The organism is Spectribacter hydrogenoxidans, assembly GCF_031846275.1.
Classification (GTDB): domain Bacteria; phylum Pseudomonadota; class Gammaproteobacteria; order Nevskiales; family Salinisphaeraceae; genus Spectribacter; species Spectribacter hydrogenoxidans.
In genome coordinates this window covers 17,511-42,801 of record NZ_JAVRIB010000015.1, presented here as the reverse complement: position 1 = coordinate 42,801, position 25,291 = coordinate 17,511, and the positions used below count along the sequence as shown (strand labels likewise).

Genomic DNA, 25,291 nt, shown 5'->3' with positions numbered 1-25,291 from the left:
TGCGCGGCCGGGTATTAAGCAGCCAGGCGATCTCATCGAAATCGTCCTGGGAGAACGCCGACAGGCCCGTGCCGTTTACCCGCAGCACTTTCGCCGAGCGCACTACCGGCGGCTATTTCCTGGACTTCGATATCGACCGCGGGGCCGCTGCCCACATGGCCTGAACGTGGGCGACGGGCTCGGCATACCCGACTACGTGGAACGCGCCAAGCAAGTGGTGGCCGACAGTGTGGATGTGCCCGATGGCTACCGCATCGCCTGGGCCGGCCAGTTCAAGAGCTTCGAGCGGGCCAAGGCGCGGCTGCAAATACTGGTGCCGCTGACCCTCGGCCTGATCTTCTTCATGCTGTTCATGCACCGGGCCTCGTTCACCGAAACCCTGATCGTGATGCTGACCATCCCGTTCTCGCTGGTGGGCAGCATCTGGCTGCTGTGGTTTCTGGGCTACAAGCTGTCGGTGGCGGTGGCGGTGGCCGTGGGCATGATCGCGGTCGCCGGCCAGCGTATCCGGCCCATGCTGATGACCGGCCTGGCCTTGTTCATGGGCCTGATCTCGATCATGTACACCTCCGACACCGGCGCGGACGCGGCCTGAGGAATCGGGTACCAAGAAACCGACTTAGCTTGAATATCATGTCCGTGCTATCCCTATTAAAACTAGGTTATACCCTTATTGATTCGATTGTTTCTGTGCTTATAAGCTCTTAATGAGCAATTTAAGGCCGTATTTTAAATTTATAGTCTTTAGTAAGGCATGGGCTTTGCTCTTTGTTCTCCCATCTTGGAGTTTATTATGCGATTAGAGTCCCTCCCCAACGTAGTAACCTCTGTAATCGGCTTGGTAGCGCTTGCCGCCGCCTCGGCCGCCGGCGCCCAAGGCGCCGCGCCAGATACTTTCGAGGCTCGACTGAATAGCCTGAATAATTCCGGCGTCACCGGCAGCGCTTTCGTGGCTCTGGATTCGAGCAACGATGAGTTGACGGTCATCATCGCCGCCGAGGGTCTGGAAGCCAATCAGACGCACCCACAGCATATCCACGGTAATGATAACGCCAGCGAGAACGCCACTTGCCCCACGTTAGCCCAGGACAGCAACAGTGGAGATGAAAACGACAACCAGATCAGCGTCGCCGAGGGCCGCGAAACCTACGGGCCGATCATTCTCGCTTTGGAGCCGTTTCCCACCGCCGATAACAACGGCAACGTGACCTATCGTCAGACCTTCCAGCTAGGTGAGGGCGACACCCCCAGCGTGGCGCAGCTCCAGCCGCTGGAAAATAGGCATATCGTGTTGCACGGCTTGACCGTAGGCGGTCAATACATAGCCACCCGCCCGGTGACCTGTGGCCAGTTGATCCCGCGTCCGCAACAGGACGGCCAGTAACCCCATCACAACGGAGAGCAATCATGCGATTACCTGAATTGCTAAAACGGCCGTTGACCTGGGGTGCGACCCTGACGATGTTAGTGATGGGCGTACCCAGCATGGCGCTGGCTCAATCCTCCGAGGACGTTGAAGTCTACCGCGCGCAGCTGACCGGCCTGAACAACTCCAGCGCCTCCGGCGAAGCCATCGTTTCGCGCGAGGGCGACCAGCTCACGGTGATTATCTACGCCGAGGGCCTCGAAACAGGGCAGGCGCACCCGCAGCACATCCACGGCTTCGACGACGACCGCAACGCCACCTGTCCCACGCTGGAACAGGACGACGATGGCGACAATCTGGTCCAAGTGGCAGAGGGCCGGGATACTTATGGCCCTATCCAATTGGAGTTGATGCCCTTTCCGGTAGGCCAGTCCAACCCGGATAACGAAGCGGGTTCGACCGCTACCCCGCCTCGGGGCGATGTGACCTATGTCAACACCTTTACCATCGGTCCCAACGGCGACGTCAGTGAAGACGCGGTTACGCCGTTTCCCAGCAAGCACATCGTGCTGCATGGGATGACGGTTGACGGGGCGTATCAAGCCACGTTGCCCGCCGCTTGCGGCCAACTCGTCGAATTGCCGCAACCAGACGGCGACCAAAATCGCGATGCCGATGGTCCAGACGACAACGGCAATGACTTCAATGGCGGCGGCGATGGCGGTTGCTCGCTGTGGGATGGCCAGGGCGCTGCCCCGGGCTTCGATCCCTTGTGGGCGCTGTTGCTACTGGCGGCCCTGACCGGTATTGCCCGAATCAGGCAGCGTAGGCAGGGGTGACCGCTGCTATGTTGGTGTATTCAAGAGCGGCTCCTGCGGGAGTCGCTCTTTCAACAACTCGCAGGCAGCCTCTGATTGATGGGCTTCTAATAGTTACATCAGCCGAGTCGATGACCTAGCATGAAGGGAGCTATTCAGGAACAAGTCATTAGCCACCGGCTTTTAGACGGTGGCGCATTTACCAATAGCGAGGAGAACCCATGCAACTATTAAAATCACCTTCCATTATCTCGGCGGCTGTGGCAGCGCTGGCCTTGGGCGGTTGCGCCACGTCGCCGCAGCAAGTGCAAGACCCTTCCCCCGAATACCGGGCCGGCTGCGATTCGGCTTTCGCCGACGCCGGCAGCGATGAGCGGCAATACAACCAGGATTCAGGCCGCTTCGAGAACGAACCGGGCTACCGGGCCAACTGGGCCATGGGCTATTCCGACTGCATGAACCGGTTGCGCGATAACGGGCAGTTCGGCGGTGCGCCGGTCTTGAATACGCTACCGGCACGAACTTTCTAGCGTTCGGCAGCGAAAGCGAGCCCGGTCCACGCAAGCCCTATAAGGTCATGGCTGGCGCTTGCATCCGTACCAAGGTCCAGACTTATACTCAAGCGGTGAACATGATCGATTGCCAAGACCTGCACGCATGATCCGCCTGCTTCTGATCGCACTCTGCGTGCAAGTGGCTGCGGCTAATACCGTAACCGCGGCGCCGTTTTGCGTGCATGCGCAAAGCGCATCGCAGACCATGCAGTCGAACACGGCGGATGGCCCCCATCACCATCTTCAAGCGCAGGCAGGCTCAATGGAGGCGGAGGACGATTGTCCCTGTCATTGCGACGTAGCCGGCCACTGCTCGGCCAGCGCCGCCGGCACCCTGAACTCGTCCACTCCGGACGCCCGGAATGATTGGCAGCATAGTCTGCAGTCCATATCACCCGCCGCTTCGTTGCACGCCCACAAAAACCGCCTATACCGGCCGCCCTCTATCACCTGAAGTAACGCCCTGCAGTGCGGGGTACGGTCAGCCGTGCCCGTTCCTGTTCTCTTACTTCGGAGTGATACATGTCTACCCAAAAGACTCGCCCATCGGGCAGTGCGTATTCGTCGAATAGGCGGGTATTCCAGGCACTAATTCTACTGACCTTCGGCCTGTTCGCTCAGGCTTCTGGGGCACATGCCCCCAGCCATGCCGACAAGCCTCGCTATGGCGGTGAAGTGCGCCGTGCAGGCGATCTGTTCCTGGAATTGGTTGCTGAGCCGGACAGGCTTTCGGTCTATGCCCGTGACGAACGGGGGCGCCCAGTTTTGCTGGCAGATATGCGGGCCGAGGCCCTTCTCTGGACGGACCAGGGCACACGCGCTTTGACCTTGCGTCGCGCGAGCGAGCAACAACTGGTGGCGCCGGCGCAATTGCCGGATGCGGGCGATTTCCGCGTGATCATTTCCCTGACCCCGCCCGCGAGCGAGCGGCGACAAGTGTTGTTCGGACCATTCTCCCTGGCTGCCTCGAAATGAGTCCGGCAGTTACCGAGCTTTACGGAGAATCCCTATGAAAACAGTAATCATCACCTTGGTTGTCCTAATCGTCGGTGCCGTAATCGCAGTGCCGACGGTGGTTTATTCCGGTCTGTTCAACGTGGCCGCCACCTGGCGGGATCCCGCGCCGGTGGCTTGGCTGCTGCACAGCACCTACGCCAACTCGGTCGCAGTGCGTGCCGATGAAATACAAGTGCCGGAGAACTTGGGCGGCCGCGAGCGAGTGCTGCAAGGCGCACGCAACTTTATGGCCATGTGCAGCGGCTGTCATACACCGCCCGGGAAGTCGAAGACCCCAGTAAGTACCGGCCTTAATCCGCCGCCGCCGGATTTGGCGGAGGTCATCCCGCACCGCACGCTGGCCGAAGCGTTTTGGGTTATCAAAAACGGTGTGCGCATGACCGGCATGCCGGCCTTTGGCCCCACCCACAAGGACGAAGAGCTGTGGGCGCTGGTCGCCTTTCTCGACCAAATGTCAGAGGCCACGCCCGAGGCTTACAACACTCTGGTAGCCCAGGCCAAGCGCAGCGCGCCGGCTGATGATGGCCACGGCCATCGGCATGGCAACGAACCCGAATCCGCCGGCCAGAACGCGCACGATGCCGGCGGACACGGCGAACCCGGCCATCACGATACCAAACCGGCTCACGGGCAAAGCAGCGATATGCAAGGCATGGACATGGGGCAAGAGGACACCGCGCCGCCGGCCGCCGAATCCGCAAGCCCGAGTCACGGCGCGCCCGGTCATCATGACAAACAGCCGGCACCCCAGCCTGAGTCGGCCGACGACGGCCACGATCATCAGCATTAATCGAAAACCTGCGCACAGATCAACCGATTAAGTCACGAGGTAACCATGCGACACGAAAATTACAGCAAAGACCGCCGCCGCCTGTTACAGGCGATGGCCTCCGCCGGCCTGCTGGCCGGGTTCGACAGTCTACTGCCGACCTATGCACGCGCCAGTACGGCGCCCCACGGGCCGCATCTGGACACCACCGCCGCGCGCGTGCCGGGCGGCCCGGCCCGCGACGTGACCATGGACGTGCACATCCGGCGCGAGACCATCGACATCGCCGGCGGCCGCGCTTCCGCCATCACCGTCAATAACTCGGTGCCCGGCCCCATCGTGGAGCTCTGGGAAGGAAAAAACGCCCACCTGCGGGTGCATAACCACCTGGACGAATCCACCTCCATCCACTGGCACGGCATCCTGCTGCCCTTCCAGATGGACGGCGTGCCCGGCGTGGTATTTCCCGGCATCGATCCGGGCGACACCTTCGAGGTGGATTTCCCGGTGCGCCAGTACGGCACTTACTGGTACCACAGCCATACCGGGCTACAGGAGCAGCTCGGCCAGTACGGGCCGCTGGTCATCCATCCGCAGAGCCGCGAGGACCATATCGACGCCGACCGTGAATACGTCGTGGTCCTGAGCGACTGGACCTTCGAGGACCCGCACCGGCTGATGGCCAAGCTGAAGAAGATGAGCGACTACTACAACTTCAGCGAGCGCACGGCCGCCGACTTTGCCGAGGACGTCTCCAAGGCCGGCTGGGGCGCGACCCTGCGGGACCGCATGGCCTGGGGCAATATGCGCATGAGCCCGCGCGACATCGCCGATGTCACCGGCTACACCTATACCTATTTGATGAACGGCATGCATCCAGGCGCCAACTGGACGGCGTTGTTCAAGCCCGGCGAGCGCATCCGCCTGCGAGTGATCAACGCCTCGGCCATGAGCTATTTCAACGTCCGTATCCCGGGGCTGCCCATGAGTGTGGTGGCCTCCGACGGCCAGAACGTGGAGCCGGTGAAAACCGACGAGTTTCAGATCGGCGTGGCCGAGCGTTTCGACGTCGTGGTCGAGCCGAAAGCGGATCAAGCCTATACCCTCATGGCCGAGTCCATGGACCGCAGCGGCTACGCGCGCGGCACACTGGCCCCCCGGCCGGGCATGGATGCGTCCGTGCCGCCCCTGCGCGCCCAGCCAACGCGCACCATGGTCGACATGGGCATGGATATGGACATGATGAACATGGGCGGCGGGAGCATGTCGCACTCGGGCCATGCCATGCCCGGCGGCGATAGTCCCAAATCCGGCATGGGCGCGGACAATAGCATCGCCATGATGGAGCCGGCCGGGCCGGTGATCGCTCGCCACGGGCCTGATGGCCACGGTCCCGGCAATATCACCACAGCGACCGTCCAGCGCTACCGCCTGGCCGAACGCGGGACCGGCCTCAAGGATGTGCCGCACCGGGTGCTGACCTACAGCCAATTACGCAACACCAAGCCAATGGCCGACAAACGCGAGCCGGCCAAGACCATTGAGCTGCACCTGACCGGCAACATGGATCGCTATATGTGGTCGTTTGACGGGGTGAAGTACAGCGACGCCGACAGCCCGATCGACTTCCCCTACAACGAGCGCGTGCGGCTGATCATGATCAACGACACCATGATGGAGCACCCCATTCACCTGCACGGCATGTTCATGGAGTTGGAGAACAAGCAGGGCGAGCATCTCCCGTTCAAGGACACCATCAGCGTGCTGCCCGGCTCGCGCGTGTCGCTGCTGGTCACCGCCAACGAACCGGGCCGCTGGTTCTTCCATTGTCACTTTCTCTATCACATGGAAATGGGCATGGCCCGCGTCGTGCGAGTCGGCCCCGGCAGCAAAAAGGAGAACACCGATGTTTAACACCCGTCTGCCCCTTCTATCGGGCCTGGTGCTGTTCATTCTGGCGCTGCCCGGCTTGGCGCCGGCGGCCGACGAAAGGGAATTGCCTGGCCAGAATGCCGATCCCGATGCCATCTATCCGCCGGGTGAACGTAATCCCCAGAGCGGTGCGCCTGCTGAATGGCCCAAGATAACGAAGGACCAGAAATTGTTCGGCTTCGCCCTGATCGACCGCCTGGAGTACGGCGACCCCGAGGGCACCAACAATTACCTCTGGGACGCCCAGGGCTGGCTCGGCGGCGATACCAACAAGTTCTGGTGGAAAACCGAGGGCGAGGGACCCACCCACGGCGGCGGACCGGAGGACACCGAGTTCCAGGCGCTGTATAACCGCATGATCAGCCCCTTCTTCGGCGCCCAGGCAGGCATTCGCTATGACACCAATCCCGGTGCCGACCGCGCTTTCGGCGTGCTTGGCATACAGGGTCTGGCGCCCTACTGGTTCGAGTCCGATACCGCGTTTTTCGTCAGCGAGGACGGTGACGTGAGTTTCCGCGGCGAGTTCGAGTACGAGTTGCCGCTCACCCAACGCCTAATCCTGCAACCGCGCCTGGAACTCAACGCCAGCGCCAACGACGTGCCCGAGTACGGTCTGGGCCAGGGCCTGAACGACACCGAAATGGGCCTGCGCCTGCGCTACGAGATCAGGCGCGAGTTCGCGCCCTACATCGGCGTACGCTACGAGGCGCTGTACGGCGAGACCGAGGACATCGCCGAACGCGCGGGCGAGGCAACCTCTTCCACCAACTTCGTGATCGGTGTCCGGGCATGGTATTGATGCGCGAAGCCCGCCGGCGAGTGGCGCTGCTGATGTTGGCCGCCGGTCTCGCCGCCTGCAACAGCCAGGGGCCGCCCGCCGGTCAAGCCGACTTGCCCACCGCCGTCGTCTACAAGAGCCCCACCTGTGGCTGCTGCGAGAAATGGGTGGCGCATCTCAGGGCCAATGGGTTCGCCGTGCAAACGCGTGATACCGCGCAGATGAGCCTGGTAAAGGATCGGCATAATCTCCCCCGCGACATGCGTTCCTGTCACACGGCGGAAATCGGCGGCTATGTCGTTGAAGGCCACGTCCCGGCTGCCGACATCAAGCGGCTGCTGCATGAGCAACCGGATGCCGAAGGTCTAGCCGTGCCCGGCATGCCCTTGGGTTCCCCCGGTATGGAAGTGGATGATCGGCGCCAGGCCTATACGGTCTGGCTACTGGACCCTGAGGGCAACCGAGATTTCAATCGCTATCCCGCGCGCAATCTGGAGTAACCAGCGTGCCGTCGTCCCGATAGCAGCCTCTTGACTCTGTAGTCGGGTACGGGAATAGGCTGGTTTAGGTTACCTACTGGAGCAGTCAGTCATGAGTCTATCCATTGGCCAACTTGCCAAGTCCACCGATACCGGCGTGGAGACCATCCGCTTTTACGAGCGGCGCGGTCTAATGCCTGACCCGCCGCGCGCGCCCAGCGGTTATCGCCGCTACCCGGCCGACGCCACGGATCGCCTGCAGTTCATTCGCCGCGCCAAGCGCCTGGGCTTCACCCTGGACGAGATCGGCACGTTGCTGCGCCTCCAGGACGGCGGCGACCGCAGCGAAGTCAAAGCCGTGGCCCAGGCCAAGCTGGCCCAGATCGAGGCCCGCATCGACGACCTGCGACGCATGCGCAAGACCCTGGCCGAACTGGAAAAGCAGTGTTCCGGTCATGGTCCCGTGCCCGGCTGCCCCATTATCGAAGCCTTGAGCGACAGGAGCGAGGCATGAACGAGATGACCACTAAGGATCCAGTTTGCGGCATGACTGTGGACCCCGAGCAGGCGCTTAGCCACGAGCACGCCGGCGAGACCTATCATTTTTGCAGCGAGCATTGTCGGAATAAGTTCGCCGCGGACCCCGAGACGATCCTGAATCCGGAGGCGTCGGCACAGCCAACCGCCGAAGCCAAGGCGGACAAGTACGTCTGTCCGATGTGCCCCGGCGTCGAGAGTGATCAGCCGGACGACTGCCCGAAATGCGGTATGGCGCTGGAGCCCGCGTCGCCGCCCAAGCGGCGCACCCAATATACCTGTCCCATGCACCCGGAAATCGTGCGCGAAGAGCCCGGTGACTGCCCCAAGTGCGGCATGGCGCTGGAGCCCACGACCGTGTCCAGCGACGAGGACGACGGCGAACTCAAGATCATGAGCCGGCGCTTCTGGGTCAGCGTGCCGCTGTCCGCGGCGGTGCTGGTCCTGGCCATGGGCGAGATGGTGCCGGGTCTGGGTATCCGCGAGTTTTTCGGCAATGCCTTCGGCTGGATTCAGTTCGCGCTGGCCACCCCGGTCGTGCTGTGGTGCGGCGGTTTCGCCTTTCAGCGGGGCTGGAAATCCATGCTCAACGTCAGCCCCAACATGTGGACGCTGATTGCACTGGGTGTGGGCGCGGCCTACGGATTTTCCATCTTCGCGCTGCTGCTGCCCGATTTATTGCCCGCCGCCTTCAAGAGCGAGGCCGGCCACGCGCCGATCTATTTCGAGGCCGCGGCGGTCATTATCACCCTGGTCCTACTCGGCCAGGTGATGGAGGCGCGCGCCCGCGGGCAGACCTCGCAGGCGCTCAAGTCGTTGTTGGACCTGGCGCCGCCCACGGCCAACCGAATCAAGGACGACGGCGAGGAAGAAGAAGTCTCGCTGGATGCGCTAAAGGCCGGCGACAGACTGCGCGTACGACCCGGCGAGAAAGTGCCGGTGGACGGCGAGATTATCGAGGGCCGCTCGACGCTGGACGAATCCATGATTACCGGCGAGCCGATTCCGCAGGAAAAACAAGTGGGGGATACCGTCACCGGCGGCACCGTCAACCAGACCGGCGGTTTCGTGATGCGCGCGGGCAACGTGGGCGAGGACACCGTGCTGGCCCGAATTGTCGACATGGTGGCACAAGCCCAGCGTTCGCGCGCGCCCATCCAGGGTCTGGCCGATAAGGTCGCCAGTGTGTTCGTGCCCGCCGTGGTAGTGGTCGCCATCCTCGCCTTCGTCGCCTGGGCCTGGGTCGGTCCCGCGCCGGCCCTGTCCTATGCCCTGGTAGCGGCGGTGTCAGTGCTGATCATCGCCTGCCCCTGCGCGCTCGGCCTGGCCACGCCGATGTCCGTCATGGTCGGGGTGGGCCGCGGCGCCCGCGAGGGCGTGCTCATCCGCGATGCCGAGGCGCTGGAGCTGATGGAGCAGGTCGACGTGCTACTGGTGGACAAGACCGGCACCCTGACCGAGGGCAAGCCCAAGCTGGTCGGCGTGGAAACCGCGAGCGGTGTCGATGAGGCCGACTTGCTGGAATGGGTCGCCTCGTTGGAGAACGCCAGCGAGCACCCGCTGGCCCGCGCCATCGTGGACGGCGCCGCCGAGCGCGGTATCAAGCCGATCGACGCCGACGACTTCGACTCGATCACCGGCAAGGGCGTGCGCGGCACGGTTAACGGCCGCGCGGTGCTGATCGGCAACACCCGCCTGATGCAGGACAACGATATTGATCCGGGCCCCCTGGCCGATGCCGCGGACAAACGCCGAAGCGAGGGCGAGACCGTCATGCTCGCCGCCGTGGACGGCGAGATCGCCGGCCTGATCGCGGTGGCTGATCCGATCAAGGAAACCACGGCCGAGGCCGTGCGCATTCTCCACAATGCCGGCTTGCGGATCATCATGCTCACCGGCGACAACGAAAAAACCGCGCAGGCGGTCGCCGATCAACTGGGCATCGACGAGGTCCAGGCCAACGCCCTGCCCGAGGACAAGCACGCCCTGGTGGAAAAACTCCAGGGCGAGGGCCGCCAGGTGGCGATGGCCGGCGACGGCGTCAACGACGCCCCGGCACTGGCTCAGGCCGAGGTCGGCATCGCCATGGGCACCGGTACCGATGTGGCCATGGAGAGCGCGCGCATCACCCTGGTCAAGGGCGATCTGCGCGGTATCGCAAAGGCCCGCCGGCTATCCGAGCAGTCCATGCGCAACATCCGTCAGAATCTGTTCTTTGCGTTCATCTACAACGGCGCCGGGGTGCCCGTGGCGGCCGGCGTGTTATATCCCATCTTTGGCATGTTGCTCTCGCCCATGCTGGCCGCAGCCGCCATGAGTTTTTCCTCGGTATCGGTCATCACCAACGCACTGCGCTTGCGGCGCGCCGAACTTTAATCGGAAAAATCGGGAGCTAAGTCACATGATAGAGATGATTAGGCAATTTCTTGGCAGCCCCGTCGTATTGGGTATATGGATAACGGTAGTCGTCGCCTGCGTGCTCTGGACTCTCCGCGACTTGCGCCAAAACAACGCCCACCTGCCCACACTGATGCAATGGGTATGGGTATTAACGGTGGCCTACTCGGGACCGTTGGGTGTCGCCCGTTTATTATTTCTGGGTATCCGGATTATCTGGTTGGTATGCGAGAGAGAAAGGTGGCCGACAAACTCAACCCACAACGGATTAGCTGGTTGATGGCTCGCTCAGTACGCTCACTTGCTAGAGAGCAGATACTTCACCAAACAGGCGATGCCCAGGACCAGCAGCAATAGTAGGGCAATTCCGATCACTGGCATTATCCAGCCCATCGCCCCCATCATCCCGCAATCGGGTAGTGTCGTGTTCATCGTGACAGAGCTCCCTGTGGTGTCCATGCCCAAAACCCGTGGTGCCGCCGCCCAGTGGCACCACGGTCGCGCTCATATCGTTCACCCGGCACAGCAGGACAACTGCGTCACATCCTTGGTGAAAGTCTGGGCACAGAGCTTGAGCCCTTCCACCATGGTCAGGTAGGGAAATAGCTCATTGGCGATGTCGTGTACGGTCATGCGTGCGCGTAGCGCCATCACCGCCGTCTGGATCAGCTCACCGGCTTCCCCCGCCACCGCCTGCACCCCCAGCAACCGGCCCGAGTCGCGTTCGGCCACCAGCTTGATGAAACCACCGGTGTCGAAATTCACCAGCGCACGCGGCACGTTTTCCAGGTCCAGCTCGCGGGTATCGACGCTGAAGCCTTGCTCGATGGCCTCGGCTTCCGTCAGGCCGACGGTGGCCACCTGGGGGTCGGTGAAGATCACCGCCGGCATGGCGCTCAGGTCCAGGGTGGCTTCGCCCCCGGTCATGTTGACGGCAGCCCGGCTGCCCCCGGCGGCGGCGACATAGACGAACTCCGGCTGATCGGTGCAGTCACCGGCGGCATAGAGCCCCGGCACCGTGGTGTGCAGATGCTCATCGACCAGAATCGCCCCACGTGCGGTTTCCACGCCGAGGCTCGCCAGGTTCAGGGCCTCGGTATTGGGTGTCCGTCCGGTGGCCACCAGCAGTTGATCCGCCCGCAAGGTGCCGGCGTTGGTGTCGACAATGAATTCATTGTCGGTGTAGTCCACGCGGCTCGCCTGGGTCTGCTTGAGGACCTCGATGCTCTCGCGGCGAAACGCCGCCTCCACCGCATCCCCTACCGCCGGGTCTTCCTGGGAGAGCAGGCGGCTGCGGGCCAGCACCGTGACCCGGCTGCCCAGCCGGGCGAAGGCCTGGGCCAGTTCCAGGGCCACCACCGAGGCGCCGATCACAATCAGCCGCTCGGGAAGGGTGTCCAGGGCCAGCGCACTGGTAGAGGTCAGGTAGGGGGTGTCGGCAAGACCCGGGATCGGCGGTACTGCCGGTCGGGCGCCAGTACCGATTAAGGCGCGGTCGAAGTGGACGACCTGCTCGCCGCCCTCGTTCAGCTTGACCATCAGGCTATGGGCATCAATAAACCGGGCCTCGCCGTGCAGGACCGTGATGGCCGGGTGGTCGCGCAGAATCCCCTCGTACTTGGCGTCACGCAGTTCCTCGACACGTCGCTGCTGCTGCTCGAGCAGCTTGGCCCGATCCACCACCGGCGCCTGGGCGCTCAGGCCTGCATCGAAGGGACTTTCCGTACGCAAGTGGGCAATATGGGCCGCGCGAATCATGATCTTCGAAGGCACACAGCCTGTATTGACACAGGTACCGCCGACGGTGCCGCGTTCGATCAGGGTGATCCGGGCGCCGCGCTCGGCGGCTTTCAGGGCCGCCGCCATGGCGGCGCCGCCGCTGCCGATCACCGCGATGTGCGGGGCGTCTTCATCACGGCCCTTGGACACCGATGCGCCTGCCGGGGAAGTGGGCCCACTGTTGGCCAGTCGAGCTTGGTAGCCAAGTCGGGTCACGGCAAACGTCAACGCCGAGGCCGGTGTCTCCGGATCAACGGCTACCGATGCCGTCCCCTGAGGATAGGATACCTCCACCGACTGCACGCCGGGCAGCTTCTCCAGGGCTTCCCTGACATGATCCGCACAGCGGTCACAGGTCATGCCACTCACGTTGAGTTCAATCATCACGTTTCTCCGAGTCTTCATTAGTAAAGCCGGCATCCTGCTTCCGCTTGTGGTATCGCGCGTAGAGAGGCAAGCCGATGGCCAGGGCGGCAAACAGCAGGTAATCGAGATAGCCTGCCAACGCGGCCAGGCCCGCCGTACCGAATAGCACCAGGGCGATTGGCGCGGCGCAACACAGCACCATCAACCCGGTGCCAAGCACGACGCTTAAAAATTTCTGCGAATCTTTCACGCTTATTCCTTCACCGTGGCGGGCAAGCTCGTAAACAACTCACCCGATGACCGCGATGTGCAGCTGCTTGATGTCACTCAGGGGGCGTATTCCTTGATTTGATAGAGCCGTTGTCACAACAGGCGTCGAACTGCTTCTTACGCCAAATCGCATAAATGGTCAGGCCGATGAAGAAGGCCAGGGCCGGCAATAACACAACGTCGAGATAGCCCGTCAGCCCCGCCAGGCCCACCGTGCCAAGCAGGATCACCAGGATCGGCGTAAAGCAGCACAATGCCACCAGGACGGTGCCGATCACGCTCACGCGCAGCAGGGGCTTGGGATTCTTCATGATCACTCTCGATCCGCTTGCGAGGATGTCGGGGTTGATGGATACCCAGCGTTGATGGTGGCCTCGGTCAATGCCTCCACCGACGTTCGGGCGTCGTCAAAGGTGACCACGGCCTCGAGATCCGCGTAGCTCACGTCGACTTGCGAGACGCCGTCCACCTTGTTGAGGGCGGCCTTGACGGTGATCGGGCAGGCGGCACAGGTCATGCCCGGCACCGACAGCGTCACGGTCTGCAGGGCCGCTAAGGCGGGCGTGCTGAGCAGGGCGAGTAGCGCGATGAAGGCGAAACGAGCTTTCATGGTAGATCTCCTTTTAATAGAACAGGGGCAAGATGTAGGGGAATACCAGGGCGATTAGCACCAGCAGCGATACGAGCCAGAAGATCGCCTTGTAGCCCGTCCTGACCCGTGGCACGGCACACACCTCTCCCGGCTGGCACTTTTCCACTGGCCGAAAGACGCGACGCCAGGCGAAGAACATCGCCACCAGCGCGACGCCGATAAAGAGCGGGCGATAGGGCTCCAACGCCGCCAGATTGCTGATCCAGGCGCCGGAAACGCCCAGCGTGATCAGCACCAGCGGGCCGAGGCAACACGCCGAGGCCAGGAGGGCCGCGACTCCTCCGGCGGCCAGGGGCCCTCGCCCCGTTTTAGATGTCCGCATTGACGATTCTCCTTTCGGGATGGGGGGAGCTACGATAAGGTTACTTCCGTAGCTTGGTACGGAGTCAAGCATCATGAAGAGACATGCAGATAAAGTGGCGGACACCATGACCATTGGCGGCCTGGCCAAGGCGGCCGGCGTCAATGTCGAGACAATCCGCTATTACCAGCGACGAGGGCTATTATCGGAGCCCGAACGCCCTCCCGGAGGTATTCGACGCTATAGTGCCGCCGATATCGACAGGTTGACGTTCGTGAAAACGGCGCAGCAGCTGGGCTTTAGTCTGGATGAGATCAGTGACCTACTTCGGCTGGAAGATGGCGCCCACTGTCAAGAAGCCAGTGCTCTCGCAGAGCACAAGTTAGGGGACGTTCGCGAGAAGATCGACAGGCTTGAAAGAATTGAGAAGGTGCTGAGCGAAATGGTCGACAGATGCCATGCACAACAAGGCAATATCACTTGCCCGCTAATTGCGTCATTGCATGAAGGGCTCAGAGAAGCAGAAGACCCAAGGGAGTAACTCACCTTCAGTTCGTTGAAAACAACGCGGTCAAAGAGTCGCGATCATCTATGGACCATGTCGACAAGGAAAGTTTGCATGACTAGCTTGCCTGACAACATCCTTCACCTTCCCGAGTACCACGTCCTAGGCACCAAGATGGAAGAGCATGATCTCCACTACCAGGTCGAAGCTCGGGTTCGGTCCCGTTAGCACGGACACTTACGAAAGGCGTCACAATGGCCCAAAGGAGTGTCCATGTCCAAGCGAAGAAGATTCAGTACCGAGTTCAAGCGCGAAGCGGTTGAATTGACCCGCCATCCGGATGTCAGCGTAACCCAGGTCGCCCGCGACATTGGCATTGCCGCCAACCTGCTCAGTCGCTGGCGCCGCGAGATCGACGAGCAAGGCCGGACCGCCTTCGGCGGCACTGGTACGCCCCGCGACGAGGAGGTGGCCCGGCTCAAGCGGGAGAACGCGCGCCTGAAAAAGGAACGCGATTTTTTGCGAGACGCGGCCACATTCTTCGCCAGGGAATCGAGTTGAAGTACCAGGCGATCGATGCTGGCCGCGGCGACTATCCGGTGCGGCTGATGTGTCGCTGTTTGCGGGTCTCGCACAGCGGTTTCTACGACTGGCAGAAACGCCGGCCCAGTGCTCGCGTACGTGACAATCGCAGGCTACTGAGCCGCATTCGGGCGATCCATGCCGATCATCTCGGCGTGATGGGACGCCGGCGCATGCACGAAGAACTCGGCTTTGAAGGCGAACAGGCCAGTCTCAATCGGGTCGCACGCCTGATGCGCCGCCACGGCATCTACGGTATCCCCGTGGCCAGGGCCTGGCGCTACAAGCCATCGGGGCTGCGACCCATCGGCATCGCCAATCATCTCGAGCGCGACTTCGTCGCGCTCGAGCCCAACACCAAATGGGTGACCGATATCACCCAGATCCGCACCGCCGAAGGCTGGCTGTTTCTGTGCGTGGTGATCGACCTTTACAGCAAGCTCGTGATCGGCTGGTCGATGGGCGCGACGCAGCAGCGTCAGCTGGTGCTGGATGCGGTGACCGCCGCGCTGGGACGTCGTGAGGACCCCGGCCAGCCGGTGATCCTGCATTCGGATCGCGGCACGCAATTCACCAGTCACGAGGTGCAGGGCTTTCTCAAAGACCAGAATCTCGTCAGCAGCATGAGTGCGGTCGGCCACTGCGGTGATAACGCCGCCTGCGAGGGCTTTTTCGGCGTGCTCAAGCGCGAGCGGGTCCGCCGACGGAAATACCTGACCCGAGCCCAGGCTCGCTCAGACGTCTTCGACTACATCGAGCGATTTCACAACCCAAGGATGCAACGTAGACTCGATAAACTCGATCAGCAGTTTCACGCCCTTTCCAAACCGTCCGTGTGAGCGGGACCGAACCCGATCGATAAATGACGCATAGGGGGCACTGCCAACCCGCGTGCCATCTCCGTCATAGAACTCTATGAAATCTGAATCTGCGATAACGTGCGCGTTCGTGATCACTCGCCCTTCGCCTATGTAAAAGCCACTACCTTGGCCAACCTGATTCTGGTTCGAGTCAAATGCGCGCAGTGTTAACGCACTATCCAGGGCATCTCGAACGTTATTTCTGCTCCTATCCCGCCTCGGCTGATTTATGGGAGATTCGGTAACCGCCGGCGGTTCTCCAGCTTTTTTTGTCTTGCCTTTATCTCTGGATGGTTCCATAACCGTGTGGGTGCAGGAGACCTGGGCGAAAATAGCCAGAAATATTGACAGAAATCCGAATCGAAACGACCTTTTGATCCATCTCATTGCGTTCACGGCAATTTCCCGACAATACTCAACCACTCTTTATTCCTTTCTGCTTCACCTATGTGTCCTTCGGCTCGCACTAGGTCTTATGTAAGGGCGTGCGATTTTCCAGTTGCATCCTTGCGATGCCAGCTACTGTGTTTCACTGGGCTGCCGGCGGGCAAGCCTACTGCGTGAGGTGCCAGCCATCAGCGGCATAACTGGGTAGTGGCGATCCTGCAATAGTGAACGACTGATAAACCCATTTCCTTACCCGGTTTAGTAACCTTCCTGAAGTTCCCGGCATTTAGTGGACGACTGTCTCGCCCGTTCGATCATTCCAACCCAAGAGCGGGAATCAGCTCCCCGACCGCGTTTGCGCCCAATGCCTCGGCCACGTGCTCACGAATAACTCTCAGACCGCCTTGTCCGCGATCCGTGTCGGCATCTTCCAGATTGCGACCATCATCCGGCCATACCATCTTCTGCGGCTGTGGCCTGAGATGCACGGGATTAATGGGGATGCCCTTGCTATGCAACTCGGCGAGCTTTCGCTTCAGACGCTCCGGGTAGGGCCAGGCCCGGTCCATCCATTCGTGGTAGGTGAACATATGGATGATGAACCAGCCATCGGTTGCGAAATAGGTCCGGCTATCGTGCTTGTCCGGCTGGCGGATCGGCACGGTAACCACACAATCGGTATGACTGCCGTCGTCCCTGGGATGGCCGCTGACCAGGGCAACGTAATGCAGCCCCTGGGTCCGCCGTCTGGCATGCCTGGCCTGCCGGAGCAGCAGTTCGACCCGCCGCTTGCCGCTGAAACGCCGCCTCTTGGTGACCCATTCCACCTCGGGATGCAGCAGTGCAACGAACGCATCAACCGATTCCGCTTCCCAGTTGATGAGACGAGCGTAGCGTTCGCAGATTTCAGGAGTCGTTAGCGCCATTGGTCTCTCCTTGATCAAGCCCCCGATCGGCCCGACCATCTGGTCCACCTTCTCCGAAACCACATGTCCGGTAATGCGGCCACGACCGCCTGATTGGTTTCGTACGCGACAGGGTCGATGTCCGGTATCAGTTCCAGATCCTCGGGTCGAATCCGTTCGCTGGAGAAACGTTCGTCTCGGCCTTGCAGCAGATAGACGAACTGTTTGCTGATACCGGAAACTTTCTGGTTGGCGAGCCCAGTCACGATGACCAGACAGCCACCGAGGTGCTGATACTCGGCGGGCAGGCAATCAACCGGCCGAATTCGCAACTTCATCCCGATGGGCCAACCGTAACGGAAATGGACGATGTGCTCGGCTTGCATGGCTCACTCGCGTATTGCAATTGCCTGTTTGGTTCCATCCACGGATGGCGCGGCGCGTTTCACATTACGAGAAATTGCCACGTCGAAACAGCCCTGATTTTCGGAGGGATTAGCGGTGTAACGTCTCCCTTGAACGCGCTCCCGCCAGAACGGGCTGGCAAGTCCGCATGGTGCCCCGTATCAGCAGATCTCCACTCCTATAACCCCCACTTGTCCGGTGGGTGCCCAGTCAGGCTAAACAAGTCGCTCAGATTGGACATCCGGTATGCATTCACACGCAGACTTCTTCGACGGCACCGAACACGCACCACAACCAGCCGAAGAGAAAGTGAGACGGGGCAACAGCGTTAGCGCTGACGTTAGTGCTGACGCCAGAACGGGCAAGAACTCTCAAGGGGGCGGTCATGCTGCATCGGCAGACGTCATCGAACATGAACTCGATGGCTGGCTCCACCGGACGCCGGATGACGCCAGCGAACGCTTCAACGGTGTAATCAGAACGAAAAAGCAAAACCGTTCTGGCGGCGCCAAACGAACGGCGAGATGCGACCAGAAGAAAATCGAATCGGGTCTCAAGCGGATTTCTTTGTGGGTGCCGGAAGATGACGAAGAGGAAGTCAAGACGCTGGCAAACACCCTCACCGAACGACACCGCGCCAAACAGTCTCGCTCGACGAGCTAGTCAGGCGCCGAACTCACCCCGGAGTGCCACTGCATGGCTCATCGCCCAGCGGATGGCACCGCGTGTTCGTCCGCGCTCGGTCGGTCGGCCCTTGACGATACTGGACACGCGTATGCGGGCAAACTGTTTATGGGTACGTCGCACCAGCGTTTTCCTTCTCGAACTCCCGGCCTCTTCGAACACGATGCTCAGACGATCAGTACCTGGAATACCCGACGCCCGCTCCTCTTCTTCCGGCGAGTCCAGGCGCATGTGGCCGAACTTCGCATCGGTCGCATAGGCCCATTTGTCCAGTATCCAGCTCAGATCAACAGGCCGATGCCGCTGTAGATAAGCCAGCCAGAGACAAACCTCTTCCGCCGCGGCCGATGCCGTTCTCGCACGCAGCGGCGGGGGTAATGGTGTCGCGCCCGGACCAGCCGGCGACAGGACACTGTGGCGCGGCAGGTCACTGCCCTTTTTCCCGCTGGGAACGGCCCGCAATCCTTCGAGTCCCTTGCGTGCAGCGCTCAGAATGTCGGAATCGACCAGCTCGACCCCGCCTCGAAGGGATTGATCGACTGCCTCTAGTAGATCGAATGCGATGGTTCGGGCACCGGACGCCGACCTCTCGGCCGGTGATTGTCCGGATGTTGCCTCGAGCGTCCTCTCGTCAAGATCGACGCCGCCGTCCGCCCAGGACTCGACGCAGTCACGGATGGTCCGGCTAGGTTCCCCCCCGGTTGTCCTCGCTTTCTGCGCCCACCGCTGGACCGTCGCCCGACTGGCAAATCTGCGCTCGAAGCTGCGGGTGATATCGAGTGGGTCATGGGATCGCATGGCAGCATGCAGCAGCAGGCCGAATACATGCACGTAGTGGCGAATGGTCGTTGTGGGATGGGAATGTCCGAGCAACGCACTCACCGCACGCATGCCCTGCCCGCAATCACCCTCGGCCCCCATCAGAAGCTCGATCTGTCTATCGTCAAGGAGCATCGGTTCCAGCCACGGCATATCGCCGTAAAGCGCCGGCAGATCGACGGCATCTCGCAACAGGGTCAGCGTCAACCGGCTCGCCAGCGTATGCCGGAAGTGGTGCGATCCCATGGAATCATCACCATCACAAGCCGCCTTGATGCAGTCGTTCAGTGCTGCAAAGAAATTGTGCCCCGCCACCGTCACATCCGTTCCTGGATCGATCAGGCGGCCTTGGCCGGACGCGTGTGCCTCGGCAATCCATTCCTGTACTCTCTCTGGCGCAAAACACAGCGGCAGGACACGATTGGAATTGGCCGTTTTCAGTCGGTGTTCATCGTAATGCTGGACGCGGGTCAGATCCCCCTGAACATCCTTCGCTCGCAGATGCTCACTTTCCGCGCGCCGCAGACCGTACGTTGCTATCAGGTCGACATGTCGCTGGGCGGCGATACGCCAGGCGGGATTGGTCAACCCGGAACGCGCCGAGGGGAGAAGTGCCTTCAGCCGCGTCAGATTGTCCGGACTGATCAGTTTTGCAGATACCGCGCGGTCACGCGGCAGGCCAAGATCCCCGATCTCGTATCCGGCATGGTCCGCATACTCGTCCTTCAGGTAACGGTGGAACTGGACCCAGGCACCATGGTGTAGACGCTCCGGAAAATGCGGCAGGCTCAATTCGGCCAGTGCTTCCAGGGTGCTCTCATCGATATAGCTCCACTCTGGCGAGTCCTCGGCAAATCCGAATATGGCATGGCTCACCACCTTGATCCGGTTCTTGTAGTAGCGCTGGGCACGCGTGTTGAATCGACCGCCGGATGTCTTACGAGACGTCTCGCTGGCACGCTCAGTGGTTCGCCGCAGCAACCAGTGGGCAAAGGCCTGAATCAGCCTTTCCGCCGGCGACTTCGACTCATGCTGCCGGATCCAGCGCTCCCACTGTTCCACATGAGAGCCGCGATGTCGGACCATCGCGCTGATGACGTCGGCTCCTTGTCTGGCTACATCGGGCGGTACGTCACCGTCCTCGACGTCGTTTTCCCTAGTGGCTAACACACGCGCTTGACCCGCCTTGGCTCGATACGGCGCCAGTCCACCAAGCCGTCGCAGTTCGCTGTCGTCCAGGTCCTGGCTGAAAAAGTCGCCGGCAGCATAGCCAGCGACTACTGGCGAGCTATGCAGCATGATGTGCTGTACCGCCGCCTGAGCCATTGCGGTCAAGCGGATCTTTTCCTGATCGGCGCAAACGAATTTCAGGTAACGATTCATGGCGGCTTGCGCCTTCGACCGGCGTTGCAGGGCATTGGGTGGCTGTTTGCCGTGCCCCTGTTTCCACTCCAGAGCCAGTTCTCCGATGTAGGGCCGCTCGCCGACCAGCAATGCCGTCGTGAAGTCATCCAGAAACACTGTCCGCCGCATGGGCTCACGCGTCGGACGATAGACGGTGTCAAGGATCATGTAACGGACTGCCCCGGTGCCCAGAATGGATTGCCCGGTCGCCAGTGCTATCAACCAGGCCTCGATAAGCGGCCATTGCGCCAGTCCCAGTCGCCAGATGGCGATCATGACAAGCCTGCCGAGATCGACGGACCGAATATCCTGCGGCCGCATGAGGCCGCGCCGCTCGCCGATCTGTCCGCGCGGCGGCAGATAGGCGAGGTCCTTGTGCAGAGCCGGTAGTACCACTTGCCGACAGTACAAATAGGTGCGCATCGCGCCAGCCACCAGCACAGTGCGCGACGAGAACATGCGCCGCGGCCGCATCGCGAATAACGGCACCTTTCGTTTCTTGCGCAAGTACGTGCAGGCCGATTCCGCCAGTATCAATCGTTCCTCGAGGGGACGACGCGGATCTCGGTTGGTCACACGCCGAACCAACTCCATCGCACGACCCGGATCACAGTCATACTGCGTGTCCATCAGGCTTTGAAAAGTGGCGTCGCTTTCCTCGCGGAACAGCCGTTCCACCTCCTGATCCGGCAAGAGCGAAGGCGCCTTTGGCGCGGTAGGCGCCGGCCGCCGACTACCGGTGGCCGTGGCCGGCCGAACTGGCCGCGGCCGACGCACGGTCGGCGGCTCCAGGCACGGTACTACTGAAAAACCGAGCCGGTGTTCGAGATCCGCCTGCAACGCCAGCCATGCGCCACGGAATTGCCGGCAATTAAGGCTGGAAATCTCACCGAGCGGATGTCGTCCACGAACCCAATGTCCAAGCCCGGCATCTCGGTAACGTCCGGGCAGATGGCCCGATTCGGACCGCACGAGCTTACGCCCCCAGTTAGCCGGCAATGCGTCCAGGTCTTCGTGCGCTTCCTGGAACTTGGGCTGGTAGGGGACCACCTCCCCGTTTGCCCTTACATATTGCAGCCGGACCTCGATGCCAAATTCTGTACTGACCAGCGGATCCAGTTCCGGGCAGGTCAGCGACAGCTCGGACGCCAGCGCCAGGTAGGATTCAAGCTGCTCCCGCAGGCTGTCAGTGAGGGGCACCAGCCGGTCGGTGCTGCCATCGGCCCGGCTCTTGTCGGTGACCAATGCCCAGCCATCGTCGAGAATCAGAGTGGGCACCGGGGACCGCGACTTGCGGCCGGCCACGGCCAGGTTCAGCCACAGGGACAGGTAAAGTGTGGCCAGGTTGAATGCCCGGATGGGCTCGCCCCTCTCACGCGCTTGTAGCTGCCGATCTCTGATGTCGGCGACATAGGCAGCGAGCTTTTCGACATTGAACGCATGGATGGCACCGACGCGGCCAGCCGTTGCTAGCGCTTCTGGCGACGGCAATTCGCCCACCAGCCGAGAGGCTGCCCGATGCCACTGCTGTGCCAGCCATCGCGCGTCATAAGATGCGTAATGAACGATATTGTCGCTGTTGGCTTCGCCGCCGTCAGTGATCACCCCGAGCGCGCCAAGGTCACCTCGGGTCTCTTCTGCCAATGCGCGCACGAGCGCGAATCGCAGACCGGTTTCGGTTACCTGCAAGTGCGGCTCAAGGCTTCGCAAGAGGCTCCTCGCTGCTCGCGCAAGCGCCCCACTCTGCGGCTTGCCTTCGGCTGAGTAGTTGGCAACACGAACCTGGTCCAGCAACGCGCTCCAGGAAGCCGGTAGCCGCAGCGTTAGAGCGCTCACATGCGGATGGCACAGGGTCAGACCCGTGGGTGACTGACTTAGCTTGGGCGTTCCCGCCCGCACACTGATGGATTGCGCCGCGAGATCGACCACGATCGGCCGATTGTCGGTAGGGGCTGTCGATGAACGCGTCACCAGAACATTCGCTGTTTCGCTGAGCGCGCGTCCGGTCAGCAGGGACAATCCTACCGCTAGACGCGCCCAGGGTTCATGAGCGAGATCACCGCCGGGGTCATCCGTGGCGATCCGCTCTATTACTCTTGCGATCGCCTCTTCACTCAGCGTCCAGCGTGCCCATCGCAGCTGTGCTTGGGCGTACTCCTGGGCATGTTGCGCCCCCTTGGCTGCATAAAAGCCCCGGTAAAGATCCGTGCTGTCGGCGAGGAACAGGGTGATATCCGGTTCCGCGAGCACCTTGTCGTCGGGGTCGTCATCCTCGACCCATGGTGTTTCGGGCTCCGCTTCCTCAGGGGCGGCAAATATTTCGATCGCGCTACCGGCATGAATCTCGTCCTCCTGCACCCTGCTGAAAAGCTGTGTCAGTCGGCGGGTGTACTGAACTCGGGGTCGATCAATCCGCCGCCCCCGGACACTGCCACCACGAGAGTGGCGACCCGATACTGCGACCTCTGTATTCCAGTTTGTTCGGAGTAGACGACCGATTTCATCTGGCAATGCCGCCGCTACAATCGGCATGAGCCGATCCAACTCATCGGAGCCACAGCCCAGCTTGCTCGAAGCGAAATCCCGGATTTCACGCTGCCGGTTAGGATGCTTCGACTTGATGAGATGCACTATCGCCGTGAGCAAAAGGCTGGATCGATCGTCGAGGTCCATGGGGAGCTCGCGCACGATGCGGTTGAGCACATCACCGCTCGCCGGATCGCCGAGTCGCCGGAACGCCAGTAGTGCGGAGTACAGCCGACCGCCGTGTTGGCGGGTGTTCAACCTGGTGGTGTCGTCCAGCAGATAACGCTCATATTCCAATTCATCGGCGAATCTGAAGTGCATCCGCTGTGCCTGCCAGATGAACCACGCGCCGAGCTGCCGAAACTCCTGGATCTGCTGGCTATCTCCGGCGGAATCGATCAGCAGAGCCTCGCAGATCGCACTATCACCTGTGTACGGGCGAAGCGGGAGCTGCCGGCCTTCGATGACGGTGCCTTTCAGGATCGCATCATCGGTTTCCAGACGTGCGATCTCGGACAGCGTGTGCAACCGAGCCCGATAATCCGGGAGTTCCCGTGCAACCTGCAATCCTGAATATTCTTCCGCTCGTTTGAGGAACTCTCCCGCGGCCACGGTAATCGCAGTCAAATTTTTCGGTGCCCGAAGAACATAAAGTGCGCTGACAAGGGATTTCCGGCTGCACCTACCGCCTAGCGCATGATCCAGCCTATCCAGCGCCGACGTCATGACACCCGCCTCAGCTGCGCGCAACGCGCTCGACTGTAGCCACTAAGCAGTTGCGCCTCTTCGAGCGAATTGGCGATACCGGGAAGCAGTTGTCGAGTACGGCGATACAGGGGATCTAACGCCGCGAGCGTAAGCACGCAGATCTCGTCCAGGGAGCGACGGAGGCTGGTGTTGCGCTTCAGTCGGCGCACCTTGATCTGGCGTGACGGATCGATATGCCTGAATAGAACCGCCGTCAGCACGTTACCGATCACGAGCGCCTTGCTGGCGTTAGCGCCCGGCAGGACGACCGGCGGTGCCCATTTCTCCAGTTCTCCCAAGGCCACATGCGGGATTGTCAGCAAGAGCCGCCGCGTCTGAGGTAGCTCGCGACAATCCGCTACGGTCGTGGTCCCCCATACAAGACTAGATACCGGCAGGGAGTGCTCTCGGGGTTCGATTCGGCGGGACCAGCGTTTGGCCGATGGCAGACCATTCCGATCCAGATGACGGTCTTGTGCGACGCTACTTGCGAGTCGGTGGAGTAACCCGCCAAGTCTGAGCGCTGCCGGCACACCGCCGGCTAGTGTGATCGGCTCAGTGGGGGCCAGTGCAAGGTCGTGTAGTCGACCGCATGCCATCCGCCGGCCTCTGGCATCACACAGGCGCGGGACGGCTTCGTTCAGCTGACTGGTGACAAGCTTATTGACGGCATTCGACCGAAGTCCGACGGTCAGATTAGAGTAGACTTCTATTGCCTCAAAAACAACTCGCTAATCGGCGGCATCAGGGCTAATTTGGTTGTATTTTTGTTCTACGTAACGTTGTTATTTGATTTATTTACAACGCTTTACACCAATTATGCCCGCTAGCCATCTCTTGCCACATTCTACGTCATTAGGGTTATGAGCGACGAGCTGCCAGACTGCTCCACCCCGCAACCGGTGAGCGCGCATTGTAATGGTCTGCCGAGTGCGTCGCAAGACCTACCTGCAAATAACTGAAATAGAGCCTTTTCCGTCCGGTCAATTGGCCCGGCCTGCGCACCGCCGGCTCTTCAGCCGGACTCCCACCACTGCAAAGCGACGGGCAGCACTCCGGCTCATGGCCCAAATATGGCCCAGCCATGGCCCAGCATTGGCTCGATCGAAGTTAGTCAGCCTCCATTTCGACCGTCGGCGTCTTCATCGACCCACGTGAGTAACTCTCCAGGCTGGCACTCGAAGTACCTGCACAGGGTGTCGATCGTATCCGTGTTGGTCCGGTATCCCGGCGTATTCGCGATGCGCGACAACGTTGGTCTGGATAGCCCTGTCTCAGCGCAAACCTCATTCATGGTTATGCGCCGGCGCTCAGTAAACGCTTTCTGATCAAGGAGTTGTTTGAAAAGGATACGAATCACGGACGGCTCCCCTCGCCGAATATGAATCTTATTATTGACGTTTGTATCATTAGTTGATACATTTGTGTCGCACTTGATCATATACCCTGCGC

24 protein-coding genes are annotated in these 25,291 nt (G+C 61.3%); 14 read left to right on the top strand and 10 right to left on the bottom strand.

Translation table 11 applies throughout. From position 1 onward, the window contains the following. Positions 1 to 166 precede the first annotated feature (166 nt). The 11 genes from RM532_RS13325 (at position 167) to RM532_RS13275 (ending at position 10,626) form a co-directional block, all read left to right on the top strand. Complete coding sequence (locus tag RM532_RS13325; RefSeq protein ID WP_311653825.1) at positions 167 to 595, top strand: efflux RND transporter permease subunit; 429 nt, start codon at positions 167 to 169, stop codon at positions 593 to 595. 243 nt (positions 596 to 838) lie between these two features. After that, entirely contained in the window at positions 839 to 1,384 is a 546-nt protein-coding gene (locus RM532_RS13320) for a CHRD domain-containing protein (protein WP_311653824.1), read from the top strand. A gap of 23 nt (positions 1,385 to 1,407) precedes the next feature. Then, positions 1,408 to 2,205 (top strand): hypothetical protein, encoded by a 798-nt coding sequence (locus tag RM532_RS13315; RefSeq protein WP_311653823.1) that lies wholly within the window; start codon positions 1,408 to 1,410, stop codon positions 2,203 to 2,205. A gap of 200 nt (positions 2,206 to 2,405) precedes the next feature. After that, on the top strand, positions 2,406 to 2,714 hold the full coding sequence (locus RM532_RS13310; protein WP_311653822.1) for a hypothetical protein: 309 nt from the start codon (positions 2,406 to 2,408) through the stop codon (positions 2,712 to 2,714). Positions 2,715 to 3,260: 546 nt separating this feature from the next. After that, positions 3,261 to 3,713 carry a hypothetical protein gene (locus RM532_RS13305; RefSeq protein ID WP_311653821.1) on the top strand — a complete coding sequence of 151 codons (453 nt, stop codon included), beginning with the start codon at positions 3,261 to 3,263 and terminating at the stop codon, positions 3,711 to 3,713. Positions 3,714 to 3,747: 34 nt separating this feature from the next. Continuing rightward, complete coding sequence (locus RM532_RS13300; protein WP_311653820.1) at positions 3,748 to 4,545, top strand: c-type cytochrome; 798 nt, start codon at positions 3,748 to 3,750, stop codon at positions 4,543 to 4,545. A gap of 45 nt (positions 4,546 to 4,590) precedes the next feature. Beyond that, positions 4,591 to 6,438 carry a copper resistance system multicopper oxidase gene (locus tag RM532_RS13295; RefSeq protein ID WP_311653819.1) on the top strand — a complete coding sequence of 616 codons (1,848 nt, stop codon included), beginning with the start codon at positions 4,591 to 4,593 and terminating at the stop codon, positions 6,436 to 6,438. Beyond that, positions 6,431 to 7,255, top strand: a complete 825-nt coding sequence (locus tag RM532_RS13290; protein WP_311653818.1) for a copper resistance protein B — start codon at positions 6,431 to 6,433, stop codon at positions 7,253 to 7,255. The genes RM532_RS13295 and RM532_RS13290 overlap by 8 nt, the downstream gene beginning before the upstream one ends. Then, positions 7,255 to 7,734, top strand: a complete 480-nt coding sequence (locus RM532_RS13285; RefSeq protein ID WP_311653817.1) for a DUF411 domain-containing protein — start codon at positions 7,255 to 7,257, stop codon at positions 7,732 to 7,734. Before RM532_RS13290 ends, RM532_RS13285 begins: the two co-directional genes overlap by 1 nt. A gap of 91 nt (positions 7,735 to 7,825) precedes the next feature. Beyond that, complete coding sequence (locus tag RM532_RS13280) at positions 7,826 to 8,227, top strand: MerR family transcriptional regulator (RefSeq protein WP_311653816.1); 402 nt, start codon at positions 7,826 to 7,828, stop codon at positions 8,225 to 8,227. Beyond that, on the top strand, positions 8,224 to 10,626 hold the full coding sequence (locus RM532_RS13275; RefSeq protein WP_311653815.1) for a heavy metal translocating P-type ATPase: 2,403 nt from the start codon (positions 8,224 to 8,226) through the stop codon (positions 10,624 to 10,626). The genes RM532_RS13280 and RM532_RS13275 overlap by 4 nt, the downstream gene beginning before the upstream one ends. A 534-nt stretch (positions 10,627 to 11,160) precedes the next feature. Here RM532_RS13275 and merA read toward each other — a convergent pair. From merA to merT, 5 genes are all read right to left on the bottom strand, one after another. After that, positions 11,161 to 12,810, bottom strand: a complete 1,650-nt coding sequence (gene merA, locus RM532_RS13270; RefSeq protein ID WP_082051506.1) for a mercury(II) reductase — start codon at positions 12,808 to 12,810, stop codon at positions 11,161 to 11,163. Further along, positions 12,803 to 13,042 (bottom strand): mercury resistance system transport protein MerF, encoded by a 240-nt coding sequence (merF, locus tag RM532_RS13265; protein ID WP_027965777.1) that lies wholly within the window; start codon positions 13,040 to 13,042, stop codon positions 12,803 to 12,805. The genes merA and merF (RM532_RS13265) overlap by 8 nt, the downstream gene beginning before the upstream one ends. 73 nt (positions 13,043 to 13,115) lie before the next feature. Continuing rightward, complete coding sequence (merF, locus tag RM532_RS13260) at positions 13,116 to 13,373, bottom strand: mercury resistance system transport protein MerF (protein WP_033988342.1); 258 nt, start codon at positions 13,371 to 13,373, stop codon at positions 13,116 to 13,118. 2 nt (positions 13,374 to 13,375) lie between these two features. After that, positions 13,376 to 13,672: a mercury resistance system periplasmic binding protein MerP gene (gene merP / locus RM532_RS13255; protein WP_022519794.1), complete on the bottom strand. Its 297-nt coding sequence runs from the start codon at positions 13,670 to 13,672 to the stop codon at positions 13,376 to 13,378. A gap of 13 nt (positions 13,673 to 13,685) precedes the next feature. Beyond that, positions 13,686 to 14,036, bottom strand: coding sequence for a mercuric ion transporter MerT (gene merT, locus RM532_RS13250; protein WP_027965778.1), 351 nt, complete (start codon positions 14,034 to 14,036; stop codon positions 13,686 to 13,688). A 73-nt stretch (positions 14,037 to 14,109) separates the two neighbouring features. Between merT and merR the strand changes: the two genes are divergently transcribed. Further along, on the top strand, positions 14,110 to 14,556 hold the full coding sequence (merR, locus tag RM532_RS13245) for an Hg(II)-responsive transcriptional regulator (RefSeq protein WP_006911920.1): 447 nt from the start codon (positions 14,110 to 14,112) through the stop codon (positions 14,554 to 14,556). A 237-nt stretch (positions 14,557 to 14,793) separates the two neighbouring features. After that, positions 14,794 to 15,941 (top strand): IS3 family transposase gene (locus tag RM532_RS13240; protein ID WP_311653814.1). Its coding sequence is split into 2 segments (ribosomal slippage): positions 14,794 to 15,034 and positions 15,034 to 15,941, totalling 1,149 coding nucleotides; the frame shifts between segments, so codons are not numbered across the junction. Between the two features lie 722 nt (positions 15,942 to 16,663). Here the strand turns inward: RM532_RS13240 and RM532_RS13235 are convergent. Continuing rightward, positions 16,664 to 17,314, bottom strand: a complete 651-nt coding sequence (locus RM532_RS13235; RefSeq protein WP_311653813.1) for a hypothetical protein — start codon at positions 17,312 to 17,314, stop codon at positions 16,664 to 16,666. Continuing rightward, on the bottom strand, positions 17,290 to 17,640 hold the full coding sequence (locus RM532_RS13230; RefSeq protein WP_311653812.1) for a hypothetical protein: 351 nt from the start codon (positions 17,638 to 17,640) through the stop codon (positions 17,290 to 17,292). Before RM532_RS13230 ends, RM532_RS13235 begins: the two co-directional genes overlap by 25 nt. Positions 17,641 to 17,905: 265 nt before the next feature. Between RM532_RS13230 and RM532_RS13225 the strand changes: the two genes are divergently transcribed. Next, positions 17,906 to 18,322 carry a hypothetical protein gene (locus RM532_RS13225; RefSeq protein WP_311653811.1) on the top strand — a complete coding sequence of 139 codons (417 nt, stop codon included), beginning with the start codon at positions 17,906 to 17,908 and terminating at the stop codon, positions 18,320 to 18,322. Here RM532_RS13225 and RM532_RS13220 read toward each other — a convergent pair whose 3' ends face one another. The 3 genes from RM532_RS13220 to RM532_RS15965 form a co-directional block, all read right to left on the bottom strand. Beyond that, complete coding sequence (locus RM532_RS13220) at positions 18,323 to 23,818, bottom strand: hypothetical protein (protein WP_311653810.1); 5,496 nt, start codon at positions 23,816 to 23,818, stop codon at positions 18,323 to 18,325. Next, positions 23,815 to 24,162 (bottom strand): hypothetical protein, encoded by a 348-nt coding sequence (locus RM532_RS13215; RefSeq protein ID WP_311653809.1) that lies wholly within the window; start codon positions 24,160 to 24,162, stop codon positions 23,815 to 23,817. Before RM532_RS13215 ends, RM532_RS13220 begins: the two co-directional genes overlap by 4 nt. A gap of 791 nt (positions 24,163 to 24,953) precedes the next feature. After that, positions 24,954 to 25,280 (bottom strand): helix-turn-helix domain-containing protein, encoded by a 327-nt coding sequence (locus RM532_RS15965; protein ID WP_349255327.1) that lies wholly within the window; start codon positions 25,278 to 25,280, stop codon positions 24,954 to 24,956. Positions 25,281 to 25,291 lie beyond the last annotated feature (11 nt).

Excerpts from the sequence above, each read along its gene's own strand:
- RM532_RS13315 (WP_311653823.1), top strand. The coding sequence starts at position 1,408 with ATGCGATTACCTGAATTGCTAAAACGGCCGTTGACCTGGGGTGCGACC.
- RM532_RS13310 (WP_311653822.1), top strand. The coding sequence starts at position 2,406 with ATGCAACTATTAAAATCACCTTCCATTATCTCGGCGGCTGTGGCAGCG.
- RM532_RS13305 (WP_311653821.1), top strand. The coding sequence starts at position 3,261 with ATGTCTACCCAAAAGACTCGCCCATCGGGCAGTGCGTATTCGTCGAAT.
- RM532_RS13300 (WP_311653820.1), top strand. The coding sequence starts at position 3,748 with ATGAAAACAGTAATCATCACCTTGGTTGTCCTAATCGTCGGTGCCGTA.
- RM532_RS13295 (WP_311653819.1), top strand. The coding sequence starts at position 4,591 with ATGCGACACGAAAATTACAGCAAAGACCGCCGCCGCCTGTTACAGGCG.
- RM532_RS13290 (WP_311653818.1), top strand. The coding sequence starts at position 6,431 with ATGTTTAACACCCGTCTGCCCCTTCTATCGGGCCTGGTGCTGTTCATT.
- RM532_RS13285 (WP_311653817.1), top strand. The coding sequence starts at position 7,255 with ATGCGCGAAGCCCGCCGGCGAGTGGCGCTGCTGATGTTGGCCGCCGGT.
- RM532_RS13280 (WP_311653816.1), top strand. The coding sequence starts at position 7,826 with ATGAGTCTATCCATTGGCCAACTTGCCAAGTCCACCGATACCGGCGTG.
- RM532_RS13275 (WP_311653815.1), top strand. The coding sequence starts at position 8,224 with ATGAACGAGATGACCACTAAGGATCCAGTTTGCGGCATGACTGTGGAC.
- merA (WP_082051506.1), bottom strand. The coding sequence starts at position 12,810 with ATGATTGAACTCAACGTGAGTGGCATGACCTGTGACCGCTGTGCGGAT.
- merF (WP_033988342.1), bottom strand. The coding sequence starts at position 13,373 with ATGAAGAATCCCAAGCCCCTGCTGCGCGTGAGCGTGATCGGCACCGTC.
- merP (WP_022519794.1), bottom strand. The coding sequence starts at position 13,672 with ATGAAAGCTCGTTTCGCCTTCATCGCGCTACTCGCCCTGCTCAGCACG.
- merT (WP_027965778.1), bottom strand. The coding sequence starts at position 14,036 with ATGCGGACATCTAAAACGGGGCGAGGGCCCCTGGCCGCCGGAGGAGTC.
- merR (WP_006911920.1), top strand. The coding sequence starts at position 14,110 with ATGAAGAGACATGCAGATAAAGTGGCGGACACCATGACCATTGGCGGC.
- RM532_RS13235 (WP_311653813.1), bottom strand. The coding sequence starts at position 17,314 with ATGGTCGGGCCGATCGGGGGCTTGATCAAGGAGAGACCAATGGCGCTA.
- RM532_RS13230 (WP_311653812.1), bottom strand. The coding sequence starts at position 17,640 with ATGCAAGCCGAGCACATCGTCCATTTCCGTTACGGTTGGCCCATCGGG.
- RM532_RS13225 (WP_311653811.1), top strand. The coding sequence starts at position 17,906 with ATGCATTCACACGCAGACTTCTTCGACGGCACCGAACACGCACCACAA.
- RM532_RS13220 (WP_311653810.1), bottom strand. The coding sequence starts at position 23,818 with ATGACGTCGGCGCTGGATAGGCTGGATCATGCGCTAGGCGGTAGGTGC.
- RM532_RS15965 (WP_349255327.1), bottom strand. The coding sequence starts at position 25,280 with ATGATCAAGTGCGACACAAATGTATCAACTAATGATACAAACGTCAAT.